We start from the raw sequence: 16,061 nt of genomic DNA on the forward strand, positions 1-16,061 counted from the left end.
TGGTGGCGACGGGCATCGATTCACCCGGCACGGCCCCTCGCGCGCGTGGCCGGGTGCGGGTGATTCGTGGTGGCTGCGGGCATCGGTGTACCGGCACCACCCCTCACACCGTGTCCCGGCTGTGGGGGTACGGTCCTGGGCGCCCGGTTCACACCTCCTTCGTCGTACGGGGCACCCCGGCGATCCGGTAGGCCTCGGCCTCCTCCAGCGTCTCGTTCGCGAGGAGCGCCTCCGCCAGGGCGTCGAGCTGTCCCCTGTGGTCGCGGAGCTTCTGGCAGGCCTCCTCGTAGCACTCGTCGACGATGCGGCGCATCTCGTGGTCGATCGAGTCGAGGGTGCCGGGGGCGGCCGCGAGACCGTAGGCCTGCTGGGCGTCGTTGGGCAGCGCCGACAGCCGGCCCACGCGTTCGCTCATGCCCCAGCGGGCCACCATGCCGCGGGCGAGGTTGGTGACCTGTTCCAGGTCGTTCTCCGAGCCGGTGGTGATGACGTCGTAGACGACGTGTTCGGCGGCCATGCCACCGAGCGCGCCGATGATCCGGCCGCGCAGATACGCCTCGGTGTACGCGTACCGGTCCGCGTCCGGTGTCGAGAGCGTGACGCCGAGCGCGCGGCCGCGCGGAACGATGGTGATCTTGCGGACGGGGTCGGCGCCGGGTCGCAGCATCCCGAGGAGGGCGTGGCCGCTCTCGTGGTACGCGGTGCGGCGGCGTTCCTCGTAGGGCATGACCAGGGAGCGTTCGGCGCCGAGCTGGACCTTTTCGAGCGCTTCGGAGAGGTCGCTCTGGGTGACCTCGGCCTGCTTGCGCTTGACGGCGAGGAGTGCCGCCTCGTTGGCGAGGTTGGCGAGATCGGCGCCGGTCATGCCCGGGGTCGTACGGGCCACCTGGGTCAGGTCCACGTCCTTCGCGAGCGGGATCTCGCGGGTGTGGATCTCCAGGATCGCCTTCCGGCCGCCGCGGTCGGGGGGCGAGACGTTGACGACGCGGTCGAAGCGGCCGGGACGTGTGAGCGCCGGGTCCAGGATGTCCGCGCGGTTGGTGGCGGCGATGACGATCACGCCCTCCGAGCCGGAGAAGCCGTCCATCTCGGTGAGGATCTGGTTGAGCGTCTGCTCGCGCTCGTCGTGGCCGCCCATGGCGGAGCCGCCCGACCGTGACCGTCCGATGGTGTCGATCTCGTCGATGAAGATGATGGAGGGGGCCACCTTGCGGGCCTCGGCGAACAGTTCGCGCACGCGCGAGGCGCCGACGCCCACGATCATCTCGATGAACTCGGAGGCGGAGGCGGAGAAGAACGGGACGCCCGCCTCGCCCGCGACCGCCCGCGCGAGCAGGGTCTTTCCCGTGCCGGGCGGACCCGCGAGCAGCACGCCGCGCGGCATCTTCGCGCCCATCCTTCGGTACGCGTCGGGGTTCTTGAGGAAGTCCACGACGTCGTCGACCTCGCCCGCCACCTCGTCGATGCCGGCCACGTCGGAGAACGTGGTGCGCTTGCCGCCGGGCACGAGTTCGACCGGTTTCGGGGGTGCCTTGCGGCCGAGCATGCCGCCCGCCCCGCCCATGCCGGAGCCCATCCGCCGGGCGATGAAGATCCACAGGACGACGAGCAGGATCATCGGGGCGAGCGAGATCAGCAGGTTGAACAGGAAGCTGCGCTCCTGGACCACCGGCGAGGCGGTCACCGTGACGTCGTGCTTCTGCAGGTCGTCCCACAGCTTGTCGTCCGCGAAGACCGGTCGCTGGGTCTTGAACTTGGTGTACTTCCCGTCGCCGTCGGGCTTCTCCTGGGAGGTCTTGAGCTGTCCCTGGATCGCGTCGCCCTTGGCGTAGATCTTGGTGACGTTGCCGTCGTCGACCTGCCGGCTGAACTCCGTGTACGAGATGGTCGGCTCGTTGCCCTTGTTGTAGAAGGACAGCACCAGGTTGGCGATCAGGAACACGATGAGCGCGGCCAGGGCCAGACTCCACCAGCCGCCCGGCAGCTTCCGCCGGCCGCCCGGCGGCGGTGTCGGCTCGGGTGGCGTGCCCTCGGTACGCCACGGCTGGTCCGGTGCCTTGCGCGGGGGCACAGGGTTGCTCATAAGGGGACGTTACGACAGATGGTGGACAGCGGCACCCGCGGTCATGCCACTGGGGGCGCCTCTCGTGACGAGAGACGCCCCCAGTGGGCGATGCACGGCAGGGCCGCAGGGCCCCGTACGGGCCGAGACGTCCGTCAGCCCATGAACTTCTTGAACTCGTCCGGCAGCTCGAAGTCGTCCTGGGCGCTCTGCTGCGGGAGGCCGAAGGCGTTGCCGCCCTGCGCGCCGGCCTCGCGGCGGGCGGCCTCCTCTTCCTCCTGCTGCTTGCGCTTCATCGGGTTGCCGGAGCGCTGCTTGCCCTTGGCCACCTTCGGCTTCTTCTTGGCGCGGCCGGGGCCGCCGCCCATGCCCGGCATCCCCGGCATGCCCGGCATCCCGCCGCCCTGGGCCATGCGGGACATCATCTTGCGGGCCTCGAAGAAGCGCTCGACCAGGCCCTTGACCGCGCTGACCTCGACGCCGGATCCCTTGGCGATACGGGCGCGGCGCGAGCCGTTGATGATCGTCGGGTCCTGGCGCTCGCCCGGGGTCATCGACTTGATGATCGCGCCGACGCGGTCGACGTCCCGCTCGTCCAGGTTGTTGATCTGGTCCTTGATCTGACCCATGCCCGGGAGCATGCCGAGCAGCTTGCTGATGCTGCCCATCTTCCGGACCTGCTCCATCTGGGCCAGGAAGTCGTCCAGGGTGAAGTCCTGGCCCTTCTTGGACGCCAGCTTGGAGGCCATCTTCTCGGCCTCTTCCTGGCTGAACGTCTTCTCCGCCTGCTCGATCAGGGTGAGGAGGTCACCCATGTCGAGGATGCGGGAAGCCATCCGGTCCGGGTGGAAGGCGTCGAAGTCGTCGAGCTTCTCGCCGTTCGAGGCGAACATGATCGGCTTGCCGGTGATCTGCCGGATCGAGAGGGCGGCACCACCGCGGGCGTCACCGTCGAGCTTGGAGAGCACCACGCCGTCGAAGCCGACGCCGTCGCGGAAGGACTCGGCGGTGTTGACCGCGTCCTGGCCGATCATCGCGTCGACGACGAAGAGGATCTCGTCGGGGCTGACGGCGTCGCGGATGTCCGCGGCCTGCTGCATCAGCTCCTGGTCGATGCCGAGGCGGCCGGCGGTGTCCACGATCACGATGTCGTGGACCTTGGCCTTGGCGAACTCGATGGAGTCCTTGGCGACCTTGACCGGGTCGCCGACGCCGTTGCCCGGCTCGGGGGCGTAGACGGCGACGCCCGCGCGCTCGGCGACGACGCTGAGCTGGTTCACCGCGTTCGGGCGCTGGAGGTCGGCGGCGACGAGGATCGGGGAGTGGCCCTGGTCCTTGAGCCACTTGCCGAGCTTTCCGGCGAGCGTGGTCTTGCCCGCGCCCTGGAGGCCCGCGAGCATGATCACGGTGGGCGGGTTCTTGGCGAACCGGAGGCGGCGGGTCTCACCGCCGAGGATCGTGACGAGCTCGTCGTTCACGATCTTCAGGACCTGCTGGGCGGGGTTCAGCGCCCTGGAGACCTCGCTGCCGAGGGCCCGCTCCTTGACGTTCTTGATGAAGGTGCGGACGACCGGCAGGGCGACGTCGGCTTCGAGGAGCGCGATGCGGATCTCGCGGGCCGTGGCGTCGATGTCCGCCTCACTGAGGCGCCCCTTGCCGCGGAGGTTTTTGAACGTCGCGCTGAGGCGGTCGGAGAGGGTATCGAACACGGTGGCTTCGGTCCTCGGAGTCGGGGTCGGTTTCGGGCTGCCCTCCAGGGTATCTGGCCCCGCAAGCGATTCGTCCCCGCACACCGCATTCGACGGGCGGCGACGCGGCCCGCGGGGGCGGGCACCCGAGTCTCCGGCCCCGCGGGACCGCCTTCCGGCGACCGGAGGACTCCCCGGGTCGCGGAGATCACATCCCGGCCGGCACCGCTCGGGTGCGGAACGGCCGGTGGGGGGCGGGAGGTCCGGAGCCGCGACGCCCTCCCCCGCCCGGGCCACCGAGGCCGCCGCCTCCCCCGGCAGGGGCTCCCTGTCGGGTGCGCAACGGCCGGTGGGGGGCGGGAGGGCAGGAGCACTGCGCTTCCTCCACCGCCCGGGCCACCCAGGCCCGGGAGGTCAGGAGCGTCCTCCACCTCCGCCGGGCCACCCAGGCCCGGGACGTCAGGAGCGCAGTGCTTCCTCCACCGCCCGGGCCACCGAGGCGGCCTCCTCCCCCGGCAGGGGCTCCCCCTTCGTGCCCGTCACGTAGAAGGCGTCCACGGCGTTCGCGCCGAGCGTGGAGACGTGCATGCTCCGTACCCGCACCCGCGCCGTCTCCAGGGCCCGCCCGATGCGGTGCAGCAGGCCCGGGGCGTCATGGGCGCGGACCTCGATGACGGTGGCCAGGCGGGACGCCGCCGGAGCGACGGTGACGCGCGCGGGGGGCGCGACGACCCCCCGGCGGCGCGGGTAGGCGGCGTCGCGTTCGGCGAGACGGGCGCTGATGTCCAGGGAGCCGTCGAGGGCGCGTACGAGGTCGGCGCGCAGCCGGGCGGCCTGCGGCAGGGAGCCGTACTCGGCGGCGACGCGCCAGTTGAGCAGCAGCACCGAGCCGTCGACACCGTCGGGCAGGTCCAGGGCGCGCAGCTCGGCGGTGCGGACGGTCAGCCGGTGCATGGCGAGGACGCCGGCCACCGACGGGAGCACGCCGGGCTGGTCGGGGACGGCGATGAGGAGTTCCACGCCGAGCGGTTCCGGATCGGCCGGGGCGGCGGGTTCGGCCTCGGTGTCGACGGGTTCCGTCTGCGCGCGCAGGGACAGGACGGGCCCGCCGGTGCGGCACGCCTCGATCGCGAGGCGTTCCATCTCGGCGGTCGGCGCGACGGCCTCGGGCTCCTCGGGAGCCTCGCCGGAGAGCACGGCCGAGACGCGTTTGACCAGGTCGGCGACGAGGGAGCCGCGCCAGGAGGACCAGGCGGCGGGCCCGGTGGCCAGCGCGTCCGCCTCGGTGAGCGCGTGCAGCAGTTCCAGGGTGCCCTGCGATCCGACGGCCTCGGCGACGGAGCGGACGGTGGCCGGGTCCTCCAGGTCACGTCGGGTGGCGGTGTCGACGAGCAGCAGATGGTGGCGTACGAGGGTGGCGAGCACCGTCACCTCCGCGCGGTCGAAGCCGATGCGGGCGGCCACGTCCCGGGCGATGATCTCGCCGGCGACGGAGTGGTCGCCGGGCCAGCCCTTGCCGATGTCGTGGAGGAGGGCGGCGACGAGGAGGAGGTCGGGGCGGCCGACGCGGCGGGTCAGTTCGGAGGCGCGGACGGCCGTCTCGATGAGGTGCCGGTCGACGGTCCAGATGTGGACGGCGTTGCGCTGGGGCCGGCAGCGCACCCGCTCCCAGTCGGGGAGCAGCCGGGTGATGAGCCCTTCGGCCTCCAGTGCCTCCCAGACCTCGATGGTCGGGCTGCCCGAGCCGAGGAGGGTGACGAGCTGTTCGCGTGCCTCGGCGGGCCAGGGTGTGGGCAGGGGACGTACGGCGGCGGCCATGCGCCGTACCGCGTGCAGGGACAGCGGGAGGTCGGCCTGCGCGGCGGCGGCCGCGGCGCGCAGCGGGAGCACGGGGTCGCGCTCGGGCCGGGCGGCGCGGGCGAGCACCACCTCGCCGTCCTGTTCGACCACGCCCTCGGCGAGCGGGGACCGTTCACCGACGGGTTTGCCGCCGCCCAGCATGGCGCGCAGCCGGGGTCGCACGGAGCGTGAGCGCAGGACGCGTCCGACCTCGCGCCAGGTGACGTCGCTGGCGTACGACACGACGCGGGCGGCCTCGTACACCTGGCGCAGGAGGGTGTCGGCGTCCAGCAGTCCGAGCTCGGCGGCGACCTGGTCCTGTTCCTGGAGGGCGAGGCGGTCGGTGGCGCGGCCGGTGGCGAGGTGCAGGGCGTCGCGGACGTCCAGGAGCCGGCGGCGGGCGTCGGCGAGGCCTTCGCGGGGCGCGTCCGCGAGCCAGGAGGCGGCGACGGCGCGCAGGGCGGTGGCGTCGCGCAGTCCGCCGCGGGCTTCCTTGAGGTCGGGTTCGAGGAGGTACTGGAGTTCGCCCTGGCGTTCGGCGCGCTCCGCGCACAGTTCCTGGAGCTGGGGCAGCCGCTTGGGCGCCTGGTTGCGCCAGTCGGCGAGGACGGCCGTGCGCAGTCCGGCGGTGAGGCCGAGGTCGCCGGCGATGTGGCGGGCGTCGAGGAGGCCGAGCTGGGCCTTGAGGTCGTCGGCGGCGGTCTTGCGGGCCTCGGCCGGGGTGCGGACCGAGTGGTCGAGATCGAGGCCCAGGTCCCAGACCGGGTACCAGACGCGGTCGGCGAGGGCGGCGACGGCGCCCGGGTCGGTGCCGTCGTGCAGGAGGAGCAGGTCGAGGTCGCTGCGTGGGGAGAGTTCGCCGCGGCCGTAGCCGCCGACGGCGATGAGGGAGACGCCGCGCAGGCCCTTGGATCCGGCGGTGAACAGGCCGGTCAGCCAGTCGTCCGTCAGTTCCGCGAGGGCGGTACGGCGCGGCGGCCCGGACCGCGCCCCCTCCTGGAGGAGGCGCAGCCGGGCCGCCGCGTAGCCGCTGGGTCCCGAGTCCTCTGCTTCCACTCGCGTGTCCGTACTCGTCACCCAGCGACTCCTGTCTTTCCTCTTCGTGCGGGCCGGTCCGTCAGAGCGCGTCGGGGCCGCGCTCGCCGGTGCGGACCCGGACGGCCGTGTCGACCGGGACGGACCACACCTTGCCGTCACCGATCTTGCCGGTGCGGGCCGCCTTCACCACGACGTCGACGAGCTGTTCGGCGTCGTCGTCCTCGACCAGCACCTCGATGCGGATCTTGGGGACGAGGTCGACCGTGTACTCGGCACCGCGGTACACCTCGGTGTGTCCCCGCTGCCGACCGTAGCCGCTCGCCTCGGTGACCGTCAGTCCGTGGACGCCGAACGCCTGCAGCGCCTCTTTGATCTCGTCGAGCCGGTGGGGCTTCACGACGGCGGTGATGAGCTTCATGCGTCCACCTTCTTGGCGTCCGTGTCGGCCGGGGCGGCGGGCACGGCGGTCCGGGCGGCGCCACCACCGGCGCCGCTGAAGTCGTATGCGGTCTCGGCGTGCTCGGCCTGGTCGATGCCGGCGATCTCCTCGTCCTCGGTGACCCGCATGCCGAGGGTCTTGTCGATGACGAAGGCGAGGATCGCGGAGACGACCAGGGAGTAGCCGAGGACGGCGAAGACGCCGGCGCACTGCTTCCAGAACTGGGTCAGGCCACCGCCGTAGAAGAGGCCCTCGACCGTGGACTGGCCGTGGCCGCTGGCGAAGAGGCCGATGAGCAGGGAGCCGATGACACCGCCGACGAGGTGGACGCCGACGACGTCGAGCGAGTCGTCGTAGTTGAACCTGTACTTCAGGCCGACGGCCATGGCGCACAGGACACCGGCGATGGCGCCGACCGCGATGGCGCCGAGCGGGGAGACCGCGCCGCCGGACGGGGTGATGGCGACCAGACCGGCGACCGCGCCGGAGGCGGCGCCCAGCGTGGTGAACGCGCCGTGCCGGATCTTCTCGTAGAGGAGCCAGGCCAGCATGGCGGCGGCGGTGGCGACCTGCGTGTTGACGAACATCAGCGCGCCGACGCCGTCGTCGTTGCCGAGCCACGAGCCGGCGTTGAATCCGAACCAGCCGAACCACAGCAGACCGGAGCCGAGCATCACCAGCGGGAGGCTGTGCGGGCGCATCGGGTCCTTCTTGAAGCCCACGCGCTTGCCGATGACCAGGATCACGCCGAGTGCCGCGGCACCCGCGTTGATGTGGACCGCCGTACCACCGGCGAAGTCGATCACTCCGAGCTCGAAGGCCCAGCCGCCCGCGCCCCACACCCAGTGGGCGACGGGGAAGTAGACCAGCGTGGCCCACAGCGTGATGAACAGGGACCACGCCGTGAACTTCACGCGGTCCGCGAGGGCACCGCTTATCAGTGCGGGCGTGATGATCGCGAACATGAGCTGGAAGACCATGAAGACGAAGACCGGGATGGTGTACCCGTCCCACAGCTCCGTCAGGCCGATGTTGCTGAGGCCGACCCAGTCCGAGGTCCAGCCGATGAACGATCCCTTGTCCGTGCCGAAGGCGAGCGAGAAGCCGTACAGCACCCACAGGATGGTGATGATCCCCATGCTGATGAAGCTCATCATCAGCATGTTGAGCGTGCTCTTGACGCGGACCATGCCTCCGTAGAAGAAGGCGAGGCCCGGCGTCATGATGAGCACGAGGGCGGAACAGATGAGCATGAACCCTGTGTTGGCGGCAGACAGCTTGGGTGCCTCTGCGGCAAGGGTGATGGCTGGTGCCATCGGCGTCTCCTCGTCGTTGGTACGGCCCCGTGCGGGCGAAGCCTGAATGGGTCGTGAGGGGTGGGCCGGTTATGCGCCATGAGATTGACGCAGCGCGGTTTCCGTGGACGCCCCTCGATGTTTCGCACCAGTGACGAAGGCGCTCTGCGTGTTACACGTTCATGAACTGCCTGATTGTGGTCGAAGCGATCGTTATCGTGACGCAATCTCCCGGGGGACGCTCGCGGCGCCCCGGGGCGCGCGGAGACCCGCCCACGACATGGCGGATTCTCGCGGGAGCGGGCCGGGGCGGCGCGTACGACGCGGGCGGGGGCCGCATACAGCGGAACCGGCCACGTCCGGCCGTCCGATGACCTGGCATGGGGGAGCCGAGTCGGGCAGTTCAGGACGACCGGCCGCGGCCGGAGTACTGCGCGGGGCCGGCGCCGCGGCCCTGGGTCAGACCGCCTCGGCGGTCTCGGGCAGGTCGACGGCGAGCTGGTCGGTGAGGTCGATGACCTCGGCGAGGTCCCCGAAGTCGCGGACGGCGGTGTCGACCGTCTTTCGGATACGAGTGTTGACGCGCTCGGAGCGCACCTTCTTGCCGATCCTCAGGGCTTCCTTGGCCAGGACGGCACTCTGCTCGGGCTCACGCTGCAGCAGGTGCACGGTGGCCATGCCGATGAGGTTGAGCGCGTACGACCTCTGGTGCTCGGAGTCCTTGCCGAAGAGGTCGACCGCCTTCTGCATGAGGGGCTCGGCCATGGAGGCGTACGTGGGGCTGCGGCCGGCGACGTACGCGAGGTCACGGTAGGAGTGCGAGTTCTCGCCATACAGCTCGGCCCGGGAGAAGAAGCGGATCCAGTCGGGGTCCGGCTCGTCCCACTCGTGCACGTCGGCGAAGGTGTCCTCGGCCATGCGGACGGCCCGCTTGCACTTTCCGGGCTGGCCCATGTTGGCGTAGGCGCGGGCCTCCATCGCATACAGCATCGACTGGGTGCGCGGGCTCGCGCAGTCACGGCTGCCGTACTGGGCGAGGTGGATCAGCTCCAGCGCGTCCTCGGGCCGCCCGAGGTGGATCATCTGCCGGCTCATGCTGGAGAGGATGTACGAGCCGAGCGGCTTGTCGCCCGCCTCCTTCGAGGCGTGCAGGGCGAGCACGAAGTACTTCTGCGCGGTGGGCTGGAGACCCACGTCGTAGCTCATCCAGCCCGCCAGCTCGGCCAGTTCGGCGGCGACCTTGAACAGCCGCTTCTCGGTGGCGGCGGGCTGCGGTTCCTGGAGGAGGTCCGTCACCTCGTGCAACTGGCCGACGACGGCCTTGCGTCGCAGTCCGCCGCCGCACTGCGCGTCCCACTGACGGAACATCACGGTGGTGGACTCCAGGAGATCCAGCTCCGGTTGGGAGAGTCTGCCGCCGCGGCGCGTGGAGGCCGGCGGTTCGGCGGGCTCGTACGCCGCCGGCGGGGTGGGCACGAGCCAGCGCTGCATGGGCTCGATGAGGGCCGGGCCCGCGGAGAGCCCCAGCGAACTGCCGAGGAAGCCGCGCCGGGCCAGCATCAGGTCGCTGCGCGAGTACTCGCTGATGAGCGCGACGGTCTGGGGGCCGGTCCACGGAAGGTCGACGCCGGACACGGAGGGTGCCTGGTGGGCGGCGCGCAGACCGAGGTCCTCCACCGCGACGACACAGCCGAACCGCTCCGAGAACAGCTCCGACAGGATCCGCGGGATCGGCTCGCGCGGGTTCTCCCCGTCCAGCCAGCGGCGCACCCGCGAGGTGTCCGTCGAGATGTGGTTGGCCCCCAACTGACGGGCCCTGCGGTTCACCTGGCGCGCCAGCTCGCCCTTCGACCAGCCACTGCGCACGAACCACGAGCCGAGCAGCTCGTTGGGGCGCCTGTCAGCGTTCGTCCCGCCTCCGCCGTTGCCGCCCACTGGAACGCCCCCACTCCCCGAGACCACTTGTCGCCGCTCTGCGCCAAGCCCTATCAGAATGCCCGTAAACGCGGCCGCGCGTCCGGTAGTTCTCACCCTTCGAACGGGAACCCGGCTTGCCCTTGGCATACTCGCGAGTAAACAAAAGCCCAGGGCTCGTGCACTCAAAGTAATCCTACGATCACGCGTCCAGCCATGGCGATCCGTGAAACGCCACCATTCGCCACCCCTTCGAATGAACTCCAGTCGCCCTGCTCGCGATTCACTTGACACAGAACGACCAAGGGTGGGCGGAGAAGCGCACTCCAGGGCGCACGGAGCCGAACACACCACCCCTTGCGCGACAAGGCGCTGTCTGGATCGCGTGAAACCGGGCAGGCAGGAACAGAGGGTGACAATCCGGTTCCGTCACGTAACCACGGGCGCACCGGACCCGTTGGAGGGGGCATGGGCTTCACGATCGGCAGTAGTCGGGCGATGCGCGACATCCGGACCGGTGCTCGGCGCCGCGGCCGCTCGTCGGAGGGCGGCGCCGTCGCCGCGTTCACCGGACTGTGGGGATGGGACGTGGTCCCGGGTGCCCGAGCCGCCGCGGGGGCGTGCTCGTGCGGCCGGGCCGACTGCCCGGCACCGGGCGCGCACCCCCTGGCCTTCGCCCCGACGATCCCGGCGGGCACCACGCTGAACGAGGCGACGGGCGTCTGGGCGGACTTCCCCGGCGCCGCGGTGATGCTGCCGGTCGGCCGGGCCTTCGACGTCATCGAGGTCGCCGAGGCGGCCGGGCGGCGCGCGCTCGTCCGGCTGGAGCGCATGGGGCTGCCGCTCGGTCCCGTGACGGCCGGCCCGGACGGCCGCGCCCACTTCTTCGTCTCCCCCGGTTCGGCCGCCGAACTTCCCGAGCTGCTCTACCGCATGGGCTGGGACGACGCCTCCCTCGACCTGCACGGCCTCGGCCCGGGGACGTTCATCACCGCCCCGCCCTCCGACCGCGCGGGGCTCGGCCCGGTCCGCTGGCTGCGCTCCCCCGCCCTGGACGCCGCCCCGAAGCCGCCCCCGGCCAGGCTGCTGCTGGGCACCCTCGCCTACGTGGCACACCGCTCCCGGGCCTGACCCGAGGAGCGAGCGGAACGGACGAAGCGCCCGTCCCCCGCAGTGCTGCGGGGGCGGGCGCTTCTTCGGGCACCTACGCGTTCGCGCGGGTGGTCACTCTCCGATAAGGGCGTCAACGAACGCCTCCGGCTCGAACGGCGCCAGGTCGTCCGCGCCCTCTCCGAGACCCACCAGCTTGACCGGGACGCCCAGCTCGCGCTGGACCGCGATGACGATGCCGCCCTTCGCCGTGCCGTCGAGCTTGGTCAGCACGATGCCGGTGATCTCGACGACCTCGGCGAACACGCGCGCCTGCACCAGACCGTTCTGCCCGGTGGTCGCGTCGAGGACGAGCAGCACCTCGTCGAGCGGGGCGTGCTTCTCCACGACGCGCTTGACCTTGCCGAGCTCGTCCATGAGGCCGGTCTTGGTGTGGAGCCGGCCCGCGGTGTCGATGAGGACGACGTCCGCGCCCTCCTCGATGCCCTCCTTGACCGCGTCGAACGCGATCGAGGCGGGGTCGCCGCCTTCGGGGCCGCGGACGGTACGGGCGCCCACGCGCTCGCCCCAGGTCTGGAGCTGGTCGGCGGCGGCGGCGCGGAAGGTGTCGGCGGCGCCGAGGACGACGTTCTTGCCGTCGGCGACGAGCACGCGCGCGAGCTTGCCGGTGGTGGTGGTCTTGCCGGTGCCGTTGACGCCGACGACCATCACGATGCCCGGGGTGTCGAGGTTCGAGTCGGTCTTGACCGCGCGGTCGAACTCCGGGACGAGAAGCTGGATCAGCTCCTCGCGCAGCAGGGCGCGCAGTTCGTCCGGCGTCCGCGTGCCGAGCACCTTCACCCGCTCACGCAGCCGCTCGACCAGCTCCTGGGTGGGCTGCACACCGACGTCGGCGACGAGCAGCGTGTCCTCGATCTCCTCCCAGGTGTCGTCGTCGAGGTGCTCGCGCGAGAGCAGCGTGAGCAGCCCCTTGCCGAGCGCGTTCTGCGAACGCGAGAGCCGGGTGCGCAGGCGCACCAGGCGCCCGGCGGTCGGTTCGGGGATCTCGATCTGGGGGGCGGCGGCCGGGGGTTCTTCGACGACGACCGACGGGGCGGCCGAGCCGTCGGGGAGATCCACCTCCTCCAAAGTGCGGCGCGGCTCGTCGTGCGGCGCCTCGGCCTCGTCGCCGACGTGCGGTTCGGCCGGTGGAGCGGTGATGTCGGGGGCGGCGGGGGGCGGCGGGGGCAGCTGCTTCCGCTTGCGACTGCCGACGACGAGCCCACCGAGCGCGCCGATCACCACCACGGCGATGACTACAGCAAGGATGATGGTTTCCATAACGTCCTCAGTATCGGCCATCCCCTGTGCGGGAAGCTTTCTCCCCGCGCGGGGGAACGCTTGTAGTTTCGTACGAAGACCGGAGTCCCGGGGTGGCCCCCGGGTGTCCGCGGCTATGGCAACCTGACGCCCTGTCAGTTACCGTCCCCCTCCACATACGAAGGGGGGCTCCCCATGCCCGTGACGGTCGTGCGCTTCAACCTCGTCGAACCCGACGCCACCCCCGCCTCGCTCAGCGCCCGCTACCGGGCCGCCGTCGAGATGGCCACGTACGCCGACGACCGCGGGGTCACCACGGTGCAGACGGAGGAGCACCACGGCGCCGTCAACAACTGGCTGCCCTCGCCGTTCGCGTTCGCGGGCGCGGTCTTCGGGGCGACCCGCAGGATCGCGGTCACGGTCTCGGCGGTCATCGGCCCGCTGCACGACCCGCTGCGTCTCGCCGAGGACATCGCCGTGCTCGACCTGCTCAGCGGCGGCCGCCTGGTGACCGTGGCCGGCATCGGCTACCGGCCCGAGGAGTACGCGCAGTTCGACGTCGACTGGAAACGGCGCGGCAGGCTCCAGGACGAGCTTCTGGAGACGGTGCTGAAGGCCTGGACCGGCGAGGAGTTCAGCTACCGGGGCCGTACGGTACGGGTCACCCCGCGCCCGTTCTCGGACCCGCACCCCCTGCTGCTGGTGGGCGGCTCCTCCCCGGCGGCGGCCCGGCGTGCCGCCCGGCTCGGTCTGCCGTTCTTCCCCAGCGCGCATCTGCCCGAGCTGGAGGCCTACTACAAGGAGCGGCTCACCGAGTACGGCACCGAGGGCTGGACCATGATGCCCGGCGCCGAGACGCCGCTGCTGCACATCGCCGAGGATCCGGACCGGGCCTGGGCCGAGTACGGCCGGCACTTCCTGCACGAGGCGCGGACGTACGCCTCCTGGCAGTCCGGCGAGATCCGCTCGGCGGTGAAGTCGGCGGCCACCACGGTCGAGGAGCTGCGCGCCGAGGGCGTCTACCGCGTCCTCACGCCCGACCAGTGCGTGGAGCTGGGCCTGGACAGCCTCGTCCTGCATCCGCTGTCGGGCGGGATGCCGGTGGACGAGGGCTGGCGCAGCCTGCATCTGTTCTGCGAAAGCGTGCTGCCCCGGCTCGGGTGACCTCTCGGTCCGGGCCGGGGCGGCACGCCCTCTTCACGAGTACGAGGAGAGGGGCAGCGGGGACTTGGCCCTTCTCCTCGAGTCCGGGGGCACCGGCGGCCGTGGGGAGCCGCCGGTGACACGGGCGGTCAGCCCATCTCCTCCAGCGTCTTGCCCTTCGTCTCCTTGACGAACTTGAGCACGAAGGGGATGGAGAGCACCGCGAAGCAGGTGTAGATCACATAGGTGCCGGAGAGGTTCCAGTCGGCCAGCGACGGGAAGCTCGCGGTGATGGCCCAGTTGGCGATCCACTGCGCGGAGGCGGCGACACCGAGCGCGGCGGCGCGGATCCGGTTCGGGAACATCTCGCCGAGGAACACCCAGACCACGACACCCCAGGAGAGGGCGAAGAAGAGGACGAAGACATGGGCGGCGATCAGGGCGACCCAGCCCTGGGTGGCCGGGAGCTTGCCGTCGACCAGGTCGTAGGAGAAGGCCCAGGCCTCCAGGCCGAGACCGATGGCCATACCCACCGAGCCGATGAGGGCGAGCGGCTTACGCCCGATGCGGTCCACGAAGATCATGGCGATCACGGTGCCGATGATGTTGATGATCGACGTGGTGAACGAGTAGAAGAACGAGTCCGTCGGGTCGACGCCGACCGACTGCCACAGGGTCGCGGAGTAGTAGAACGCGATGTTGATGCCGACGAACTGCTGGAAGACCGAGAGCCCGATACCGACCCAGACGATCGGCAGGAAGAGGAAGCCGCCGCCGAGCAGGTCCTTGAAGGTCGACTTGTGCTCGCGCTTCATGGCCGTCTCGATCTCGTCCATGCGGGCGTCCAGGTCGATCTTGTCGCCCTCGACCTCCTTGAGCACCTCACGGGCCCGGTCCCTGCGGCCCACTTCGAGCAGGAAGCGCGGCGACTCGGGGATGGCGAAGGAGAGCAGACCGTAGAGGACGGCCGGGATGACCATGACGCCGAGCATGACCTGCCAGGCCTCCACGCCCAGCAGCTGACCGCGCTGGTCACCGCCGGCGGCGTTCAGGATGGCGTAGTTGACGAGCTGGGAGATGGCGATGCCGACGACGATCGCGGCCTGCTGGAACGAGCCGAGCCGTCCGCGGTAGGCGGCCGGGGAGACCTCGGCGATGTAGGCGGGGCCGATGACCGAGGCCATGCCGATGGCGAATCCGCCGACGATGCGCCAGAAGGCGAGGTCCCACAGGGCGAAGGGCAGCGCCGAACCGACGGCGCTGATGGTGAACAGGCTCGCGGAGATCTGCATGCAGCGGATGCGTCCGATGCGGTCGGCCATGCGGCCGGCCACGGCGGCACCGATGGCACAGCCGATCAGGGCGATGGCGATGACCTGGGCCAGGGCGGCGGAGCCGATGTCGTAGCGGCTCCGGATGGCCTCGACCGCGCCGTTGATCACAGCGCTGTCGTAGCCGAACAGGAAGCCGCCCATCGCGGCCGCCGCCGCGATGAAGATGACATGCCCGAGATGCTCGGGAGGAGCCGGCTTGACTCCTGGCACAGGTGCCTGCGATGCGCTGGTCACGTAAGACTCCTCGGGCCACCGGCCTCGCTGCCGGGGGTGGGGGGCGAAAGCCTTCGCTGGTGGTTACCAGTGGCGCACAGGTTCACGCGGGCCACCACCTGAAGGTAAAAGCAACGTCGCAGAGACTATGCCTTCAACTTTCGAAGTCAAACCTGGGGGTGGGTGGGAGCTTTCTTGGTGCTTTCCCGGGCGATGTGACGTAGTTGTGTTCAAGCTTTGAACATCAAGTGCCCGAATGGTCCAACGAACGCCGGTTGCCTGCCGTGCTCGCGTTGCTCCCGGCCGCCCGAGCGGGGAGGATCCGGTCATGCCGCAGACCACGGTCGTCAACCTCAAGGGTCACCGCGACGATCCCGCGTACGCCGATGTCGTCTACGTCGGCCGGGCCATGCACCGGGGCGGCTGGCACCTGGCCGGCTCCCCGCTGGCGAGCCCGTTCCGCCCCGGCCACGACGGCACCCGGGACGAGGTCGTCGAGATGTACCGCGGCTATCTGCTGGCACGTCCGGAACTGCTGGCCCGGCTCCCCGCCCTGCGCGGTCACCGCCTCGGCTGCTGGTGCGTCCCCGAGCGCTGCCACGCCGAGGTGCTCGCCGAACTCGCCGACGAGGGCGTGGGCGAGGACCTGCCGGCACCGGACGACCGGCCGTAGACGGCGGCCCGGAC

Annotated in this window: 11 protein-coding genes; 3 read left to right on the plus strand and 8 right to left on the minus strand. The window is 71.0% G+C overall.

Going from position 1 to position 16,061, the window contains the following annotated elements; genetic code table 11:
• Nucleotides 1-148: 148 nt before the first annotated feature.
• From ftsH to nsdA, 6 genes are all read right to left on the minus strand, one after another.
• Nucleotides 149-2,083 (minus strand): ATP-dependent zinc metalloprotease FtsH, encoded by a 1,935-nt coding sequence (gene ftsH, locus ACZ4TO_RS35365; protein ID WP_468026343.1) that lies wholly within the window; start codon nt 2,081-2,083, stop codon nt 149-151.
• A gap of 134 nt (nt 2,084-2,217) precedes the next feature.
• A complete protein-coding gene (ffh, locus tag ACZ4TO_RS35370) occupies nt 2,218-3,771 on the minus strand; it encodes a signal recognition particle protein (RefSeq protein ID WP_382790804.1) in 1,554 nt (517 codons plus the stop codon).
• 438 nt (nt 3,772-4,209) lie between these two features.
• A complete protein-coding gene (locus ACZ4TO_RS35375) occupies nt 4,210-6,666 on the minus strand; it encodes a [protein-PII] uridylyltransferase (protein ID WP_385048512.1) in 2,457 nt (818 codons plus the stop codon).
• A gap of 40 nt (nt 6,667-6,706) precedes the next feature.
• Nucleotides 6,707-7,045, minus strand: a complete 339-nt coding sequence (locus ACZ4TO_RS35380; RefSeq protein ID WP_037625082.1) for a P-II family nitrogen regulator — start codon at nt 7,043-7,045, stop codon at nt 6,707-6,709.
• Nucleotides 7,042-8,382 carry an ammonium transporter gene (locus ACZ4TO_RS35385; protein WP_382790811.1) on the minus strand — a complete coding sequence of 447 codons (1,341 nt, stop codon included), beginning with the start codon at nt 8,380-8,382 and terminating at the stop codon, nt 7,042-7,044. The genes ACZ4TO_RS35380 and ACZ4TO_RS35385 overlap by 4 nt, the downstream gene beginning before the upstream one ends.
• Before the next feature lie 438 nt (nt 8,383-8,820).
• Nucleotides 8,821-10,296: a transcriptional repressor NsdA gene (gene nsdA, locus ACZ4TO_RS35390; RefSeq protein ID WP_382790813.1), complete on the minus strand. Its 1,476-nt coding sequence runs from the start codon at nt 10,294-10,296 to the stop codon at nt 8,821-8,823.
• A 447-nt stretch (nt 10,297-10,743) separates the two neighbouring features.
• Between nsdA and ACZ4TO_RS35395 the strand changes: the two genes are divergently transcribed.
• On the plus strand, nt 10,744-11,406 hold the full coding sequence (locus ACZ4TO_RS35395; protein WP_468026344.1) for a bifunctional DNA primase/polymerase: 663 nt from the start codon (nt 10,744-10,746) through the stop codon (nt 11,404-11,406).
• A gap of 93 nt (nt 11,407-11,499) precedes the next feature.
• Here ACZ4TO_RS35395 and ftsY read toward each other — a convergent pair whose 3' ends face one another.
• Nucleotides 11,500-12,705, minus strand: a complete 1,206-nt coding sequence (gene ftsY, locus ACZ4TO_RS35400; protein WP_382790820.1) for a signal recognition particle-docking protein FtsY — start codon at nt 12,703-12,705, stop codon at nt 11,500-11,502.
• Between the two features lie 174 nt (nt 12,706-12,879).
• Between ftsY and ACZ4TO_RS35405 the strand changes: the two genes are divergently transcribed.
• Nucleotides 12,880-13,848 (plus strand): LLM class flavin-dependent oxidoreductase, encoded by a 969-nt coding sequence (locus tag ACZ4TO_RS35405; RefSeq protein WP_468026345.1) that lies wholly within the window; start codon nt 12,880-12,882, stop codon nt 13,846-13,848.
• A gap of 128 nt (nt 13,849-13,976) precedes the next feature.
• Here the strand turns inward: ACZ4TO_RS35405 and ACZ4TO_RS35410 are convergent, their stop codons facing one another.
• Entirely contained in the window at nt 13,977-15,395 is a 1,419-nt protein-coding gene (locus tag ACZ4TO_RS35410; RefSeq protein WP_468026346.1) for a sugar porter family MFS transporter, read from the minus strand.
• A gap of 307 nt (nt 15,396-15,702) precedes the next feature.
• Here ACZ4TO_RS35410 and ACZ4TO_RS35415 point away from each other — a divergent pair, with 307 nt between their 5' ends.
• Nucleotides 15,703-16,047, plus strand: a complete 345-nt coding sequence (locus ACZ4TO_RS35415; RefSeq protein ID WP_385048502.1) for a DUF4326 domain-containing protein — start codon at nt 15,703-15,705, stop codon at nt 16,045-16,047.
• The last annotated feature ends 14 nt before the right edge of the window (nt 16,048-16,061 follow it).

Source organism: Streptomyces sp. NPDC028298, assembly GCF_055565895.1.

What these genes read in the sequence shown, in the direction of transcription:
- ftsH (WP_468026343.1), bottom strand. Translation starts at nt 2,083, where the DNA reads ATGAGCAACCCTGTGCCCCCGCGCAAGGCACCGGACCAGCCGTGGCGT.
- ACZ4TO_RS35380 (WP_037625082.1), bottom strand. Translation starts at nt 7,045, where the DNA reads ATGAAGCTCATCACCGCCGTCGTGAAGCCCCACCGGCTCGACGAGATC.
- ACZ4TO_RS35385 (WP_382790811.1), bottom strand. Translation starts at nt 8,382, where the DNA reads ATGGCACCAGCCATCACCCTTGCCGCAGAGGCACCCAAGCTGTCTGCC.
- ACZ4TO_RS35395 (WP_468026344.1), top strand. Translation starts at nt 10,744, where the DNA reads ATGGGCTTCACGATCGGCAGTAGTCGGGCGATGCGCGACATCCGGACC.
- ftsY (WP_382790820.1), bottom strand. Translation starts at nt 12,705, where the DNA reads ATGGAAACCATCATCCTTGCTGTAGTCATCGCCGTGGTGGTGATCGGC.
- ACZ4TO_RS35405 (WP_468026345.1), top strand. Translation starts at nt 12,880, where the DNA reads ATGCCCGTGACGGTCGTGCGCTTCAACCTCGTCGAACCCGACGCCACC.
- ACZ4TO_RS35415 (WP_385048502.1), top strand. Translation starts at nt 15,703, where the DNA reads ATGCCGCAGACCACGGTCGTCAACCTCAAGGGTCACCGCGACGATCCC.